Annotated in this window: 11 protein-coding genes; 4 read left to right on the top strand and 7 right to left on the bottom strand. The window is 34.8% G+C overall.

What is annotated here, in order from left to right:
• Nucleotides 1-184 (top strand): hypothetical protein (locus F6K22_RS02990; protein ID WP_363272730.1); only part of this gene is annotated, 184 nt, incomplete at its 5' end.
• Between the two features lie 24 nt (nucleotides 185-208).
• Nucleotides 209-598 (top strand): AhpC/TSA family protein, encoded by a 390-nt coding sequence (locus tag F6K22_RS02995; RefSeq protein WP_363272732.1) that lies wholly within the window; start codon nucleotides 209-211, stop codon nucleotides 596-598.
• 165 nt (nucleotides 599-763) lie between these two features.
• Here F6K22_RS02995 and F6K22_RS03000 read toward each other — a convergent pair whose 3' ends face one another.
• The 3 genes from F6K22_RS03000 to F6K22_RS03010 form a co-directional block, all read right to left on the bottom strand.
• Complete coding sequence (locus F6K22_RS03000; protein WP_293093079.1) at nucleotides 764-1,438, bottom strand: HEAT repeat domain-containing protein; 675 nt, start codon at nucleotides 1,436-1,438, stop codon at nucleotides 764-766.
• A 1,561-nt stretch (nucleotides 1,439-2,999) separates the two neighbouring features.
• Nucleotides 3,000-4,967: a CASTOR/POLLUX-related putative ion channel gene (locus F6K22_RS03005; protein WP_293093082.1), complete on the bottom strand. Its 1,968-nt coding sequence runs from the start codon at nucleotides 4,965-4,967 to the stop codon at nucleotides 3,000-3,002.
• Nucleotides 4,968-5,874: 907 nt separating this feature from the next.
• Nucleotides 5,875-7,071 (bottom strand): mechanosensitive ion channel family protein, encoded by a 1,197-nt coding sequence (locus F6K22_RS03010; protein WP_293093084.1) that lies wholly within the window; start codon nucleotides 7,069-7,071, stop codon nucleotides 5,875-5,877.
• Nucleotides 7,072-8,143: 1,072 nt separating this feature from the next.
• Between F6K22_RS03010 and F6K22_RS03015 the strand changes: the two genes are divergently transcribed.
• Nucleotides 8,144-10,372 carry a PDC sensor domain-containing protein gene (locus F6K22_RS03015; protein WP_293093087.1) on the top strand — a complete coding sequence of 743 codons (2,229 nt, stop codon included), beginning with the start codon at nucleotides 8,144-8,146 and terminating at the stop codon, nucleotides 10,370-10,372.
• A 277-nt stretch (nucleotides 10,373-10,649) separates the two neighbouring features.
• Entirely contained in the window at nucleotides 10,650-11,057 is a 408-nt protein-coding gene (locus tag F6K22_RS03020) for a phosphomannose isomerase type II C-terminal cupin domain (RefSeq protein ID WP_293093132.1), read from the top strand.
• Nucleotides 11,058-11,396: 339 nt separating this feature from the next.
• Here F6K22_RS03020 and hppD read toward each other — a convergent pair whose 3' ends face one another.
• The 4 genes from hppD to F6K22_RS03040 form a co-directional block, all read right to left on the bottom strand.
• The gene (gene hppD / locus F6K22_RS03025; protein ID WP_293093089.1) at nucleotides 11,397-12,458 is read right to left on the bottom strand and encodes a 4-hydroxyphenylpyruvate dioxygenase; all 1,062 of its coding nucleotides are present in this window, start codon (nucleotides 12,456-12,458) and stop codon (nucleotides 11,397-11,399) included.
• A gap of 263 nt (nucleotides 12,459-12,721) precedes the next feature.
• A complete protein-coding gene (locus tag F6K22_RS03030; protein WP_293093091.1) occupies nucleotides 12,722-13,429 on the bottom strand; it encodes an SDR family oxidoreductase in 708 nt (235 codons plus the stop codon).
• 335 nt (nucleotides 13,430-13,764) lie between these two features.
• Complete coding sequence (locus F6K22_RS03035; protein WP_293093094.1) at nucleotides 13,765-13,995, bottom strand: hypothetical protein; 231 nt, start codon at nucleotides 13,993-13,995, stop codon at nucleotides 13,765-13,767.
• A 71-nt stretch (nucleotides 13,996-14,066) separates the two neighbouring features.
• Complete coding sequence (locus F6K22_RS03040; RefSeq protein WP_293093096.1) at nucleotides 14,067-15,173, bottom strand: PIN domain-containing protein; 1,107 nt, start codon at nucleotides 15,171-15,173, stop codon at nucleotides 14,067-14,069.
• Nucleotides 15,174-15,234 lie beyond the last annotated feature (61 nt).

Here is a 15,234-nt window from a genome sequence, read left to right on the forward strand (position 1 = left end):
GTACGATGGCCTTTCGGCTGACGATCAGGCCGCAGTGCCCAAGCAAATCGTCAAGATGCTCGAAGAACGGGCGGTCGGATACGATTTCAACGGCTATCGCGACGCCCCGCCAAGCCTTCGCATCTGGTGCGGCGGCACTCTGGAACAAGAGGACATCAAGCGTCTCCTGCCCTGGATCGAGTGAGGTCAAAGTGCTTTCTTAAATTTAATGTTAATGTGTGCGGGTATTGGTAGTCCGGGTACTTTAGCGGAGGTGCTTAGAGGTTATACTGGGGATAAAAAAGCACCTCAATTGATTGATGATGATGAAGTAATTCATGCTAAACCTCTACCACCCCTAAAAGGTTCATTTTTTAATCTAGCAGGTGGAAAAGGTTTTCAACGTCCTTTTGAACTAGCGACACTGAGGTTAAGAAATATGACCGAAGTTCTTAGTAATTGGTCAACTTATGTGCCTAATTCTGCCTATTTAACCCAAAGAGGCGCAACTTTTCTATTTGATAACCAGGGGAATTTACTGTATAAATATTGCGATCGCGGCATTTTGGGTTTTGCTGAGAATAAAAGTAATCCTTTATCTTTTTTAAATAGGGAGTAGGGAATAGAGAACAGGGAGTAGGGAGTAGGGAGTAGGGAGTAGGGAACAGGGAACAGAAAATCAGGAATAATATCATGTCCGCTTAATTGGCGATCAAAAAAATTTCTCCCCCTAATACCTTCTTTCTCCCTCCTGACTCCTGACTCCTACCCTTACCCATAAGACTTATTCAGCAAACCCTAATAAACGTTGTAGAGAAATGCTTGCTGCTTGAGATACTTGAGGATGAGTATCTTTTTCTAAGTATTTCAAAGCAGATATACTCTTGGGAGTAGACATATTTCCTAACGCTTCTGCTAACCTTTGACGAATCAACCAATCTTCCGAAAGAGTAAACTTCAGAATATGATCTACTGCTTCTAAATCTCCAATTTCTCCTAAAGCAGCGATCGCTGCTTGTTGTATTACCAACTCCTGACTGTCTAGCGCTTCTATCAATAAATCATGAGCACGTTTATCTTTCAGGTTTCCCAGAGCAACTGCTGCACTAAACCGTACTAACCAACTGGTATCTTCATAAAATGCTCGTGCTAGAGGTTCAAATGCTCTAATATCCTCCAGATAACCTAAAGCTCCTGCTGCATCAGCACGGACACCATAATCTGCATCTTTTTCTAATAATTCTACTAAAATTGGATAGCACTCTTCTGTCTGTTTGACTCCCAGAGCAAATACTGCCATAGAGCGTACTGGTAAGTTGGGGTCATACAATACTTTTTTGATTAGAGGAACCGCTTCAGTCGCAGATACTTCTCGTAGATGAGCAAGAGCAAGGAGGCGATCGCGGGAATTTTCGCTATCTAGTTGAGCTGATATTTGTTCTAAACTCAGATTTTGCATATTTGGCCTTTATTTTATAAAACTTTACATTTAGTTTATATTATAATCAATAGACATCTCCAGAAAAGAGGGAACACTTAACTGGGAACAGGGAATAGGAATTGATAATTTCTGGATAATAATTGACTTTACTTTTGATTTTTGGAGATGTCTAATAGACTAATTTTATTCTTTAAAAGAGGGAACAGGGAATAGGGAGGAGGAATTGATAATTTCTGGATAATAATTGACTTTACTTTTGATTTTTGGAGATGTCTAATAGACTAATTTTATTCTTTTGATTGTTTAGTTGTCATCAATATGTTTGACTTTCCTCGGCTAATAACTTAAGTCATCTTTGAGATGACTCTCGATTCGTATGTCATCTTTTTAGATTGTGGTTAATTAATGAACCTGGTATAAGTATGTTATACCAAATATCAAAAGTCTTGCTACATCTCCTTGAGAGTAGGTCGGAGAGAGTAGTTCAACAATTAATAATTAATAATTAATAATTAATAATTAATTATTACCTCTTCTTGAAAACGGATAGGATTGACTCAAAGAAAAATTTTTTCTTCTCTTGCTCGATTGGATATGGCGTTTAGCGCTCCGCACAACGCGCGTTTTTCAAGTCGCTCCGCGAAACGCGGAGCGACTTGAATTGCGTTTCGCTTTCCTACGGAATAATTGCGCAAACGCGACATGAAACGCGGCTCTGTCAAGAGCGGGAGAACTCGCCATCCCATCCGTTTGTCATGCTCCGCTTGCCGACCGCTTGTTTCTCCACGGCGAGTGAGAGGCTTTAAACCTTAATTTTTCGGTAAATTAGAGATAAGATATCTTGGTTTAATGCTGATAATCCTTAAAAAAATTACTGAACTATTATTATTAGTTAATAACTGAAGTATTGATGAAGTAGAGTATTATTTTTGGGAATTGGTATTAGGGGGCAAAAGCCAAACTACAAACAAACTAATAAGATGAAAATTAATCATAATTAGCTAACTCTTGTTCTGTGGTGAGGCGATCGCTCAAAGGATGTTCTGGCGAAAAAAATTCTTCGCGGAAGTCGATGTAATTAAAATTTTTTGGTAATTTTGCAGCTAAATTATTTCTTTCTCTCTGTGTAAAAATATTTTAATAATACTCACAATCTAATTCAGCGATTAAATATATCTCCCAATCGTCCTAATGCCAATCAATCTAATATAGCAATTCCCATACTGGTAAGGTACAAAATTTTAGGTTTGAGGGAACACTTAACACTTAACAGGGAACAGAAAAGAAGAAAAACAACTGTACCTCATAACTTTGGGAATTGCTATATTTCTGGTGTCGGAGGATAGCTAAAAGAAGTCAAAATTCAAAAGTTAAAAGTTAAAAATTAAAAGTTAAAAGTTAGATAGGGGGGAGTTGTCGGATTGGCGACAAACAAAAGTTAAATTTTTGCTGTAACTGAAAACTAATAGCTGAAAACTGATAATTGATATAACCAAGAAAGAATTTGCCCTTAATAATTACTAATGATGAATCAAGATCGGGGGAATGTTTTTCCAACTCTTCCCTGCTATAACTGAAATTATGTTTCATCTTCAGCGATCGTAATCAGTTCATCTGCAAGAGTTAGAGAAAACTTAGCATCCAAACTAGGAGCTAAATAAATACCAAAATTCTTATCTTTATCTTGAGCTTGAGAATCTATTTTCACACCAACACAAATTTCATCACGAGATTGAGCAGCAAATACACAATCAGCAAAAGATAATTTACCAATCTTTTCAGGAGGAAAGAAAAGCTCTATAGTTTTAATATACATTTCACTACCTTCTGCCGAAAATAGATCGCGGTAAACTAACATTACACCTGGATCTTGAGATACCTGAGCTAAAATTTTAGACACAAATTGATTTGATAGCAGAAAATCTTGAACCCCAGCTTTAATTACCAAATCTGTTTCCTCCGAGTCAGCAAGTTCTACCACTAATTCTGTTGTAACTGGGTTTCCAGTTTCCTCCTTATATTCTTGGAATATTTGCCTAATTTCTAGTAATGTCGTCAGAGTTTTAGCATCAATTTCTTCAGAATTTTTACCTTTACTAGCTAAAATTGAGATACTATTATATTTATATAATTCGAGAGTTTTGAGTTCTTCAACAACATCTACATTTATTTGCCTAATTTGCATTAAAACTTGGGGATAAGCTTGACGAATTTCGTCAAACTTAGTTTCAATTTCCGATGTTAATTTATGAATTGCTAGATTAATTTCTGAACCTTCAACTACATATTTAGCATATTCTCGGAGACAGATAGGAGTTTTTGAGTTCCAACCAATAATCAAATGTTTTTCTGTTTTTTTGTCAATAGTTTTTCTGAAGTCAACATAACCTAACACTTGAGGCTTAACTAAAGGTTCTTGGTGAAATTTTATTTGGGAATCATCTTCTGCTAAAACAATAATTGATTCAGCATCTTTTAACTGATAATTGCTATCTGGTTTGATAATTACATCGCCACTTTTATCTAGCACACCGATAGGGATACTTTGATAAAAATGAAAATTTAATTCATAAAAGCTGAGGTTTTGCCAATCAACTTGAGGACGGTAAATATAAATTTCATTTCCAGCAAAACCAACTAAATTTAAGTATACTGTTGCTAACCCTACAGACCGTGAAGTTTGGACTAAAATTCTTGCTAAAATATCAGATTCATCCAAAGTAGTTACAGCTTCAGGAGCAATAGTTTTAGCTAAAATACGATATTGTTCTGAGCGAATTTCAGCTATTATTGGTGGTAGAGAAGATTTTTTTTCTTCATTAGCTGCTACAGTTGCTAAAATTGCTTTAACAACTCTCGCATCGGATAACTTTTTTACATCTTGTGTATCCGAACCTTTAGCATTATTTAAAACAACTACCGATCTAGCAACTTTAACTCCTACTTTATTCAGATTATTTATATTTGTTACTACTCCATTACGAGTAACTACTCTAGTAGTTTTTAAATCTCCTAATTTTTCCCGAAGAAAATCATCCATATATTCCTTATCTTTTTCTGATAGGATGACAATTGCTGCATCAGATTCTGATTCATTTGCTATTACTAGCTCAGTAATAATATCTACAATTCTGTCATTAAAACCTAAGATTAAAGTATGGTTTTGTTCTACTACTAAACTTTTTCCTTTTTTCAGCAAAGTCAGTCGTGATTCAAATTCTTGAGTAATAAAAGCTACTAAACTAGAGAAAAGTACCAAACCTAGAAAAATAGTTAAAACCCCTATAGTTTTAGTGGCAAAATTTGCCTCGTCTCCCGTGTCTCTGAGACCGATGAGTTGTACAAATACATCCCAAAGCAAATCACTTTCTAAATCTTGATTTGGGAAAATCCACTCAGAGAGGTAACGTATACCCGTCATTAATAGGAAAGTCCCAAAAAATGCTGACACTAATGCCAGAAATACCGAGAACCCACCCTTTGACATAAAGTTGTCAAATTTATACTGAAACTGTTCTTGCCAGGAAAATTTACTTTGAGCAGACATAGATTTTTTTTTCAAACTAATATAACTTTACACCAAGCTGCTTATATATATCCGACTACGTTAGATAACTATAATTTGATTTGTCATTGATATAGCGCTACTTGAATCGGGAATAGGGAACACTTAACTGGGAACAGTAGACTATCAAAGGGTTTCATGATTTATAACTGTCCGCGCCCTTTGCTTCGACTGCTATAATTATACTATATATGTATGTTTAAAAAAATCGGGAATTTTTCAGCAAAACTTCTAGACTGAAGAACCATTAAAAAGCAACATAGGTAATTAACTACCTATGTTGCTGCCAAAAATGTTTAAAAAATTCTTAGGGATGTATCAATAAGTTTTAGAGTCTCAGCACATATTCTTCTTGTAAATAGACAAATTTAATTTTTTTTCAGAGAATATTTTTGTCTAGGAAGATAGGAAAATTGGAAAAAAATCTACTATTAATCTACATATAGTAAAAGGGAGGAGAAAAGAGCAAATATTAACTTAAATCAAGTTTAACAGCATCCCTATTGTCTAGCGAATGGAGTTCAATTATACGTATAACCCCACCGTTCCATCTCCTCATCTCTCCATCTTCCTATCAATCTTTGCTAGCCAACATTAATGTATTTCATATTATATAGAATCCGGTTATATAGTATATGTTGATAATTCTATAATTACTTCAATCCCCCCATCCCCTCATCCCCCCATCTCCCCATCTCTGCCAACTATACAATAGGTATTCAACCGGATTTGATATTAGATGCTCTGATACCAAAAGATATGATATTAATGCAGTGGTAGCAATATTGCTAAACTTAAATTATGATATCCCAATTTTTTGACTACAGTGAGGATAAATTAGTCTGGCTTTAATCCCAACAATTGAGGTAGATTTAGTTACGATCGGGACTTACCCCATATCAAAATCTGTAGGGGCTGATGGTGATTCCTCCCTACTATAGATGGTTCTGGGTAAGTCATGATTATCCTTAATTGCCATTTTCATATTTTTTGTATAGGTCTCTTGGTCAGTAATGATATAGAGATTATGAGTAGAAATACCCTCTTTTTCAAATAATCTCATTACACTCAAGTGAAATTTATTCTGATCGCGTCCGTAACCAGTAGGAAGATGATATGCAACATATTTAATTACACGAGCATCACCTTCTAGACCTTGGAACATTACATAATACTCTAGAAAAGTACCCATAGTTTTAAATATTTCATCAATACCCGCCATAATTATCTCTACTTGGTCTGCTGTAATGCCAGTAATTTTAAACTTTCCTGTGAATCCCCATTCATCAACATCAGCCCTATTTTGAGACCAGTTATCTACAATACCACTCACCATTCTAGAATTAGGCATTTTAATAATAGAACCCCACTCCCATGAATACAATTTTGTAGTTCTTAAGCCTATTTCTACTACCTGAAAAAAACCACTTAACCCTGAAACTCCTATCCACTCACCAGGTTTGTACAATCTATCAGTATATATAATTACAGCACAACACCAGTCATAGATAATATCTTTGAACAACAAACCTAGAGCAACACCAGCACCACCAAGCAAACCAATAAGAGCTCCTGCAGATGTTCCTAAAAATACTTCTGCTGCTTTAATAGATACCACAACAATTGCTGCGATCCGAAATAGTCTTGGGAAATAAGGAACAAGCAAATCATCAAGGTCTGTTTGAGTATGCATAGTTAGGTACTGTAGTAAATTACCCAGCAAAGGAGCTGCATTGTAAGTCACATAGGCACCCAGAGTAATAAAGGCTAAACCAAAAATATCAGTGATTATTTCTTGTAACTGAGAACTCAAATATTCTATTAAAATAATCTTTATTATCCATAGTCCAACTACCAAAATTAACCATGATAGGGGCTTTTTGATAATAGCAATTAATTGATCGTCTAAGTCAGATTCAGTGTTGGCAACAAGAGCTTCGATCCGCTTAATGATTATTTCAGCAATAATTCCCTGTAGTATTGCTGTTAACAGCAGCACGCCAAATGCAATTAATAGTTTATATGCGGGTATACCAGCAATACTAATTCCTTCAAGACTTTTCCAAAATGTTTCTAAGAATTCCATTCTTTGTTCCTCGATCAAATTTCAATTTAGGTATTGTTTCTCAGGATAAAATACTTTCTACTCTAGTCAACTGAGGGATAGTCTGATGCCAAGTATAAGCCAAGCTTCCGAAACAAAAAGTTATACTTTTTGACTGAATATGGTTTATATTGTGCTTTTATACTTTACCAATAATCTTTTTATACAAAGTGCTAAGAAAATTAAGTTTTTCTTAAAATTGTTAGACTTTGAAGTAAAGTTGCAGTTTTTTTGTTATTCTCCCACAGTTATTTGTCTAGCTAGTAGAAAATTATATAATTGTTTCTTAATCTAAAACTCATAGTCACCGACTATAATTTCAATATCCTTGCCATAGCCTGATATTTATACTTGATAATTACTTGTATTATTTGGCCTGGTTTTCAAAATTTGCCTAGAAATCTAGAGAATTTAGATTAATAACAGAAATAGTTTTGCTAAATGAGGATAAATGATTTATACCAGGATTGTCAATGGGGAATGAGGGGTCATTTCAGTTATCAGTTATCAGTTATCAGTTATCAGTACCTCTGCAATCAGGAGGGTTGACACCAGGAATATTCTCTTTTTTTATCCCCAATTTTTTGGTCAAAAAATTAGGATTTTGGTTTGTGAGTAATCCTGGACAAAGATATTCCTATTTATTCTTGTATAGATAGATACTTTTGTATATATAAATAGACTTGCTGTTATAACTATTGATAGCTTAATAGTACAACATGATAAATGTTAGGCATAAAACCAATAATCTAATAATACTTGAGTCAAAGTCTTATTTGAGCCTTCAATTCTCAATATCATCAAATTTTGCTTGTTATCAAAGCAGACAATTAAAATTGGGGAAAATCTATATTTATCTCCCTATATTTGTTGGTAAAATCTCAAATTACCTATAACTCATATATTTAGATAGGAGAAATAGTTATTCACAGAAATATGATGGGGATAGCCGAGGCGATCGCTGCTTCATAAACACTAATAAACTAAGCTAAAAATCGTCAACATTCTCTGATATTGTTTCCACAAACAAAAATTATATAGGCAAATAAAGATTATGAAAATCAACAAAAAAATCGAAGCTCCCCCGATGAAAAAACAGAAAAAATATCAAAAAATCAAAACTAAAATATACCTTTTCTTACATAAAACATTAACTATTAATAATGCTAGTAAACCACAAATAATAGTATTTTACACATCCTTAATCCTGGGTGGAATTAGTTTGACATTTGCAATATTAGGGTCATTATTATATACACTCGAACAAAAAGAGATATTTGATAATGCTAAACAGGAAGCTCAACGGGCAACATCTAGAGTTGCTCTTGAGATTGATCGGCGACTGTATTTTGCCCAACAATCAGCTATTTCTGTAGCCAACGACCTGAGTTCTGGTAAATTAAGCGATGAAGAATTATTAGAGCGACTTAAATTAGAAGTTGAGGAAAATACTGATTTTTTAGATGTTGGTGTTGCCTATAAACCCTTTGCTTATAGATCGGATGTCAAACTTTATGCACCATATTATGCAAGAATAGATAACGAAATAGAGCTAAAAGAAACTAAAGTTAACTATACTAAACCTAAATATTCTTGGTATAGTAATACTATAAATAAAGGACCAAATTGGGGTGAACCTTATTTCTGGAGTGATACTTCTATAATCAGCGATCCGGTCGTCGGATTTTTTACTCCTTTTTATAACTCAAATACTCAAGATAATTCTCCACGAGGTATTGTATATAGCGAATATTCATTAAGTAGAATCCTAGAGATAGTGCGGTCTCTAAACTTGGGTAAAACTGGCTACGGATTTATTATTTCTGAAACAGGAACTTACCTTTATCACCCTAATGAAGAATATTTTAAAGCTCAATTAAATATCTTTGACATTACCTATCAACAGCAGGATGAACAACTCAGAGAATTGATTGTTAAAGCAATGAAAGGTATACCAGTAGAAGCAAATTTAACCGATAAAGTAACAGGTCAAAATTCTTGGTTATTTCTGCGGAAAACTAACCTGAATGGATGGGTAGTAGGAATAGTGTTTATTGAAGATGAAATTATCCCAGATTCAGACGTCACAAGACGGAAGTTAACTGCTATTAGCATCGCCTACCTTTGGTTTGCTGTTTTTTTCTCAGTTCTATTATTTAAAGTTTATATGGGAGGTGTAAAACGAATTTCATTAGTATCATTTATTATTAGTATATTGTTTGTAATAAATATTGGTTTTGTTTGGAGTTTAGTATTGAAAGCAAGAACTTATACAGCAACTCGAAACCTTTTGCTTAGTGATACTGGTGTTAGACAATTATTAGTTCCTCAAATACGCTTAAGTAGAGAATTAAATCAAAAACCTCCTCTAATTGTTCCTACAGGAGTTTTTATTCAATCATTTGATTTTACCAGTCCGAAAGATGTTTTTGTTACGGGTTATATATGGCAAAAATACAAAGATGGGGTACATGATGATTTATCTCGTGGCATTATACTTGCTGATGCGATTGAAGATAGTGATTATGAACTAAGAGAAGATTATCGATATAAAAAAGATGGTGTAGAAATTATCGGTTGGTACTTTGCTTATACCCTACGCATGAATTTTAATTTTGACTATTATCCTTTTGATGATAAAGATTTAAAAATTCGGATTTGGCATCAGGATTTTAACAATGGAGAGTTAAATCGTCGGGTAATTCTTGCCCCTGACTTTCAGAGTTATACTGTAATTAATCCACGAACTGCTCCAGGGGTAGACAAAGCAATTGTATTGGGAGAATGGTATCTCAGGGATAGTTTTTTCGAGTACCTATTTCAGACATACAATACTAATTTTGGTTTGATTGATACTGTACCAAGAACTAATTTTCCGGAACTTGCATTTACCATCATTCTACAAAGAGATTTCTTGGGTTTGTTTATTTCTAAAGTTGGACCAATGATTGTAGTTTTAACCCTCTTATTTGCTGTACTCTTAGTTTCCAATCAAGAACAACCCATGGAAGTTTTGGGAGCTTGTGCAGGTTTTGTATTTATTGTTATCCTAGATCAGGTGACAGTTAGACAACAAATAATTACTAGAGGAATTGTTTATTTGGAGTATTTTTACTTTATTGTTTATTTATATATTTTCTTGGTATCTGTTAACTTTATCCTCTGGAGTTTGAAGCCAAATTTTCCTCTTTTTCAGTATAAAGATAACTTTATTTTGAAGGCGTGTTATTGGCCAACTATGCTGAAGATTTTGCTGCTGGTCACTATTTTGGTATTTATCTAAGATAGGGAGTAGGGAGTAGGGAGTAGGGAATAGGGAATAGGGGCGATTCGCGAATCGCCCGTACCCGTAAGGGAGTAGGGACAAAGCATTTGTTTAGTATGACCTAGGATAGCTCCTCTCCTACCGAGGATACTTTTCATGTACATAGCAAACTGATAACTGATAACTGAATTGCGCAGTTCCTCCGATAGGAGGCTAACTGATAACTGAAATGACATCAGCTTTGGTAGAATGTAAAAGTAGATTATTCTTGAATTTAATCCAGAAAATATATATTATGAGTGAAGCAGAAAATAATCAACAGCCTTCAACCCCTGTCTTAGATTCAGAAGCTAATAATGAAAAGGAAAATCTTACAAGAACACCACCTTGGGGTAAAGTCACAATTCTGGAACAAGGTCCTCGTTACAAAATTAATCGTATAGAGGTAAAACCAAAAAATCATATTAGTACCCAGATGCACTATCATCGTAGTGAACATTGGATAGTGGTTTCTGGTACTGCTAAAGTTGTGTTTGATGGTGAGGAACAATTACTCTTGCAAAAACAATCAACTTATGTTCCGGCAAATACAGCTCATCGTGTAGAAAATCCTGGTACGATTCCTTTAGTAATGATTGAAATTCAAAATGGGGAATATCTTGGGGAAGACGATATTATTCGTTTTCCAGATGAGGATAATTAAGCAAGTAGGGAGTAGGGAGTAGGGAGTAGGGAGTAGTCTATTAAAGTGCGTTAGACGGCTATAATTTAAGCTGTCAAAGGTATTTAGGAATCCGTCGTAACGCACCATTTTGGCTGTGTCGCTCTAGTAGTGGCGCGTCAAGCTTGAAAATGTGGGTTAAAAAAACCTAACCCCCCAACCCCCTTCCCTACTAGCGTTGGGGGAGATACTCCCCTCTTCTTGCAGGAGAGGGGTTGGGGGAGAGGTCTTCGCTTGTTGCTCGCTCCTAAACCACAATTTTATTTAGTCTAGACACGCCACTACTGTGGTCTACCGTGCAGGAAAACCGCTGTAAATTTTTTAATTTTTCCCCAAACTACCTCGTTTCATTTGTTCTCTTTCAATTGCTTCAAATAAAGCTTGAAAATTACCTTGACCAAAACCAGGAGTCTCCATTTTTTTACCATTTACCCAAACAACTTTACGCTCAATAAACTCAAAAAATACTGTTGGTTCGTTAAATATTGGTTGGGTAAAAATTTGTAGTAACATTGCTCCTGGTATACTTTCTTGCCAGTCTAACAAAATTTGACAATCTTGAACTTTCTCCCAGTCAGTTTCTGATAGATAACTTAATGCTTTTGTTTGCAGACTAGAATAATATGTTGCTGGAACTTGTAAAAAAGGTAAACCAAGCGATCGCAACTCTCCCACCACTCCCAAAATATTTTCTGTGCGTAAAGCAATATGTTGTATCCCTGCACCACGGTTAGCATCCAAAAATTCTTGAATTTGAGAATTAGCAGAAGTAGGTTCATTAATAGGAAATTTTACTCCTCCCTCTAGGTGTGTCATCACCAGACTACGCAAACCAGATTTATTTGTCTGAATATCAAAATTTTGATGAGGTTGAAAATCTAAGATTTGATGATACCAGTTGAAAGCAGATTCTAAATTATCCTCAGCTACATTCAAAACTACATGGTCGATCGCTACAAGATCCCTAGAAAGTTGAGAATTAGAATTTAAAATTTGTGCATCATCAATTTTTTCAATCAAAGTATGAGTCAAGTCTCCCCATCCAGAAATTTTTGCCCACTTCAAACCCTGTAAATTTTCCTGAATAGGTTGCAAAATTTCTGCACCGTTAACTGCTGCTTTCGCCACAACTGAGTTAATATCTCGAACCAGAAAAGCTACATCAGCTACTCCTGGAGGATGCAAACTGAGAAAATTAGCAACAGGACTTTCTGGTGTAATGGCAGAAGATAAAGCAAAATATACTTGACCTCTGTTGATAATTTCCTTCTGGGTGTGTTGACTGGTTTGAGAAGCAATAGCTTTAAAACCTAATTTTTCTCTAAACCAGTCTCGCGACTCAATAGCATTTTCAACGTAGAAATGAATATGATCGAATTCCATAATCAACTTTTATGATTTTCATCAAAATATTATAGGGAGTAGGGAGTAGGAAGTAGGGAGTAGGGAGTAGGGAGTAGGAAGTAGAGGGAAATAATTTATTATTTCTTTTGGATAATTGATTTGATTTTTTATTATTGGAGATATCTAATAATGTTCTTCTGTTTCAGTAGAGTATCTTTTCCTACCGAATGCTTTGTAAACAAATTTCCTCTACTCCCCACCCTTCCCACACCTCCCACACTCCCCACACCTCCCCCACTCCCTTAGAAAAATAAGTGACTATCTGGTTGAATATTAATTTCCATCGGTACTGCTTGGGGTTCTGCATTGAGAGCAAACATAATTGCATCAGCAGCAGTTTCCGAACTAAGCATTTTTGAGCGATCGACTTTCAGACTGACATTATCCCAAAAAGGAGTATTAACTCCTCCGAAATAGAAAAGAGTTACTTTAATACCATAACGCCGTAATTCATCTGCCATACATTTACTGAGTCCCACCAAACCAAACTTAGAAGCACAATAAACACTTCCCATTGCCATTGAATGTTTGCCAAGAATTCCAATAACATTACAAATATGGCCTGATTTTTGTCCTTTCATAATATTGGCAGCAGCTTGACAAGTGTAAAAACTGCCTTTCAAATTCAGGTCAAGCATAGTATCCAGGTCAGCAGGTTCAATTTTGTTCCATTGCTTGAGAATACCTGCTCCTGCTGCATTGACCAAAACATCTATTTTACCAAAATGGTTGGTAGCTTTTTCCATCAGGGTTTCTACTTCCTGTGGGTTAGTGATGTTTGTTGGTACAGTAATAATTTCGGTAGTAGATAGTTGGGTTGCTAAAGCGTCTAATCTATTATTATCTCTGGCGGCCAAAACTAAATTTGCGCCGGAGTTTGCCAGTTTCTGTGCCACTACTGAACCTATACCTCCAGTGGCACCGACTATTACTACAACCTTGTCCTTCATTTACTTTTTCTTTACTTTTCTTTACATTCTCTCTTATCATATAGCATTTCTAAGAGAGAGTAGGGAGGATAATTAATAATGGATAATGGATAATGGATAATTAATAATGGATAATTAATCCCTAGAAGTTTTTACTTATGGATAATGGATAATTAGAGATACAGCAATCCTGTTTTATTCATGTCAAAAATCTTGCTACTTTTTGGAAATAGGTTTGGAGGCAATGGTTAATGAGTAAGAGTTTCGGAGTTTATTTCTAGTTTTTAAATTCTTACAACATAAGTAGGGATTGCTATAATTTTCATGATCAATTATCCATTAATGAAATTATTCCTTTAACTTAAGCTCACAAACCAACGACCTTCTTCAGATTTATACAACTTCAGCGAACTACATAACTCCAAAAACTTAGGAAACTTTTTACTTGGTTGAAACAGCTTAATAGCCTTTGTAATTGGTTGACCATATAACCGATGAAACTCACTGCCAAGATTAGAAATAGGAACATAACTTCCCGGAGATTCAGCAGTTAAATTGCTCAAAATTTTGACTAATACTTTTTCCATATCTTCCTGGGAAAGAATTTCAGAAGCATCTGTAATCTCAGTATCTTTTTCAACCTTATTTGGGGGAGGATTTAATTTTTTTTTTGTGGTTTAAACAGATTAAAAATACTGACATAAGTTTGAGATTTTTCCGATGTTTTATGAACTGCAAAATAAACTGGATAATTGATAAATATATGCCTTGAATGTTGACTAGGAAAGTGAGTGGCAACTACATCTTTAAGATTCAACTTATAAGTTTCTTTATACAAAGCAGAAATTCTCGAAAATTTAATCCATTGCTGTCCGATTTTTGCTGTTTCTGCTCGAATTAACTCCTGCAACTGAATAATAAATTGATTAATAGTAGGAATATCTGGAACCGACAAAGCATATATTTTTGATTCCCCAGTTTGACTATTTAAAACAGTAATTTGATTTTTATACTTCCGCACCTGATACACAGTTAACCCATGAGATTGTAGAGTAGTACCAAGATGAGTTAATCCTCGATCAGAAGAACAAACTAAAACTTCCTTAGCCTTGGGATAATTGAGAAAAATAGAAGCACCTACCGTTGCCATTTTTAAATCTGCACTATCTTTTCCAGGAGGAACATGAATTAATTGATAACCACGTTGATGAAATTCTTCATCTTTTTTCCCCATACTGCGCCAGTTAGCAAAAGCCACCTTAATTTGAATTGGATAATTGCAAATATCTACAAGAATTTTTTCTGTTTCAGGATCGAGTGGTAAATTTTCTACATCTAACAGTAAAATAGCAATTCCTGGCTCTACTAATTTAGTTCCATTTGTGGATAAATCGGAAACCTGATAATTAGTAATTTTATCTGATGAAACTAGACTGATTTCTGGATAAATATGTTTTTCTATCTCAGCAATTAAAACATTATATCGAGCCGAATTAATAAACTCTGGAGTTAGAATAATTTGGAGATAATTTTTGACTTTCAGCTTCAAAGCATCCTGGTTTTTAACATTAGAAAACCCTTTGATAAACTTATTAGTCAAAGTAGATTGATACTTGGGATAATGCCAAGGAATGCTCCTGTACTTTGGAGTTATCCATTCTGGATGTTGCTGTTGAATGGAAACAATAGTTTGGTAAAGATAGTGGCTAATAGCGTTAATAGTAGCAGAATTATTCGTCACTAGCAAACCAGAATTATCTGACATGGCCTATAAGTGATTAATGCTTACTCAATTTTGGATGATTCACAATTGCCTTGGATCAAGC

This window comes from Okeania sp. SIO2F4 (assembly GCF_010672385.1).
Lineage (GTDB): Bacteria > Cyanobacteriota > Cyanobacteriia > Cyanobacteriales > Microcoleaceae > Trichodesmium.

Excerpts from the sequence above, each read along its gene's own strand:
- F6K22_RS02995 (WP_363272732.1), top strand. The coding sequence starts at position 209 with ATGTTAATGTGTGCGGGTATTGGTAGTCCGGGTACTTTAGCGGAGGTG.
- F6K22_RS03000 (WP_293093079.1), bottom strand. The coding sequence starts at position 1,438 with ATGCAAAATCTGAGTTTAGAACAAATATCAGCTCAACTAGATAGCGAA.
- F6K22_RS03005 (WP_293093082.1), bottom strand. The coding sequence starts at position 4,967 with ATGTCTGCTCAAAGTAAATTTTCCTGGCAAGAACAGTTTCAGTATAAA.
- F6K22_RS03010 (WP_293093084.1), bottom strand. The coding sequence starts at position 7,071 with ATGGAATTCTTAGAAACATTTTGGAAAAGTCTTGAAGGAATTAGTATT.
- F6K22_RS03015 (WP_293093087.1), top strand. The coding sequence starts at position 8,144 with ATGAAAATCAACAAAAAAATCGAAGCTCCCCCGATGAAAAAACAGAAA.
- F6K22_RS03020 (WP_293093132.1), top strand. The coding sequence starts at position 10,650 with ATGAGTGAAGCAGAAAATAATCAACAGCCTTCAACCCCTGTCTTAGAT.
- hppD (WP_293093089.1), bottom strand. The coding sequence starts at position 12,458 with ATGGAATTCGATCATATTCATTTCTACGTTGAAAATGCTATTGAGTCG.
- F6K22_RS03030 (WP_293093091.1), bottom strand. The coding sequence starts at position 13,429 with ATGAAGGACAAGGTTGTAGTAATAGTCGGTGCCACTGGAGGTATAGGT.
- F6K22_RS03035 (WP_293093094.1), bottom strand. The coding sequence starts at position 13,995 with ATGGAAAAAGTATTAGTCAAAATTTTGAGCAATTTAACTGCTGAATCT.
- F6K22_RS03040 (WP_293093096.1), bottom strand. The coding sequence starts at position 15,173 with ATGTCAGATAATTCTGGTTTGCTAGTGACGAATAATTCTGCTACTATT.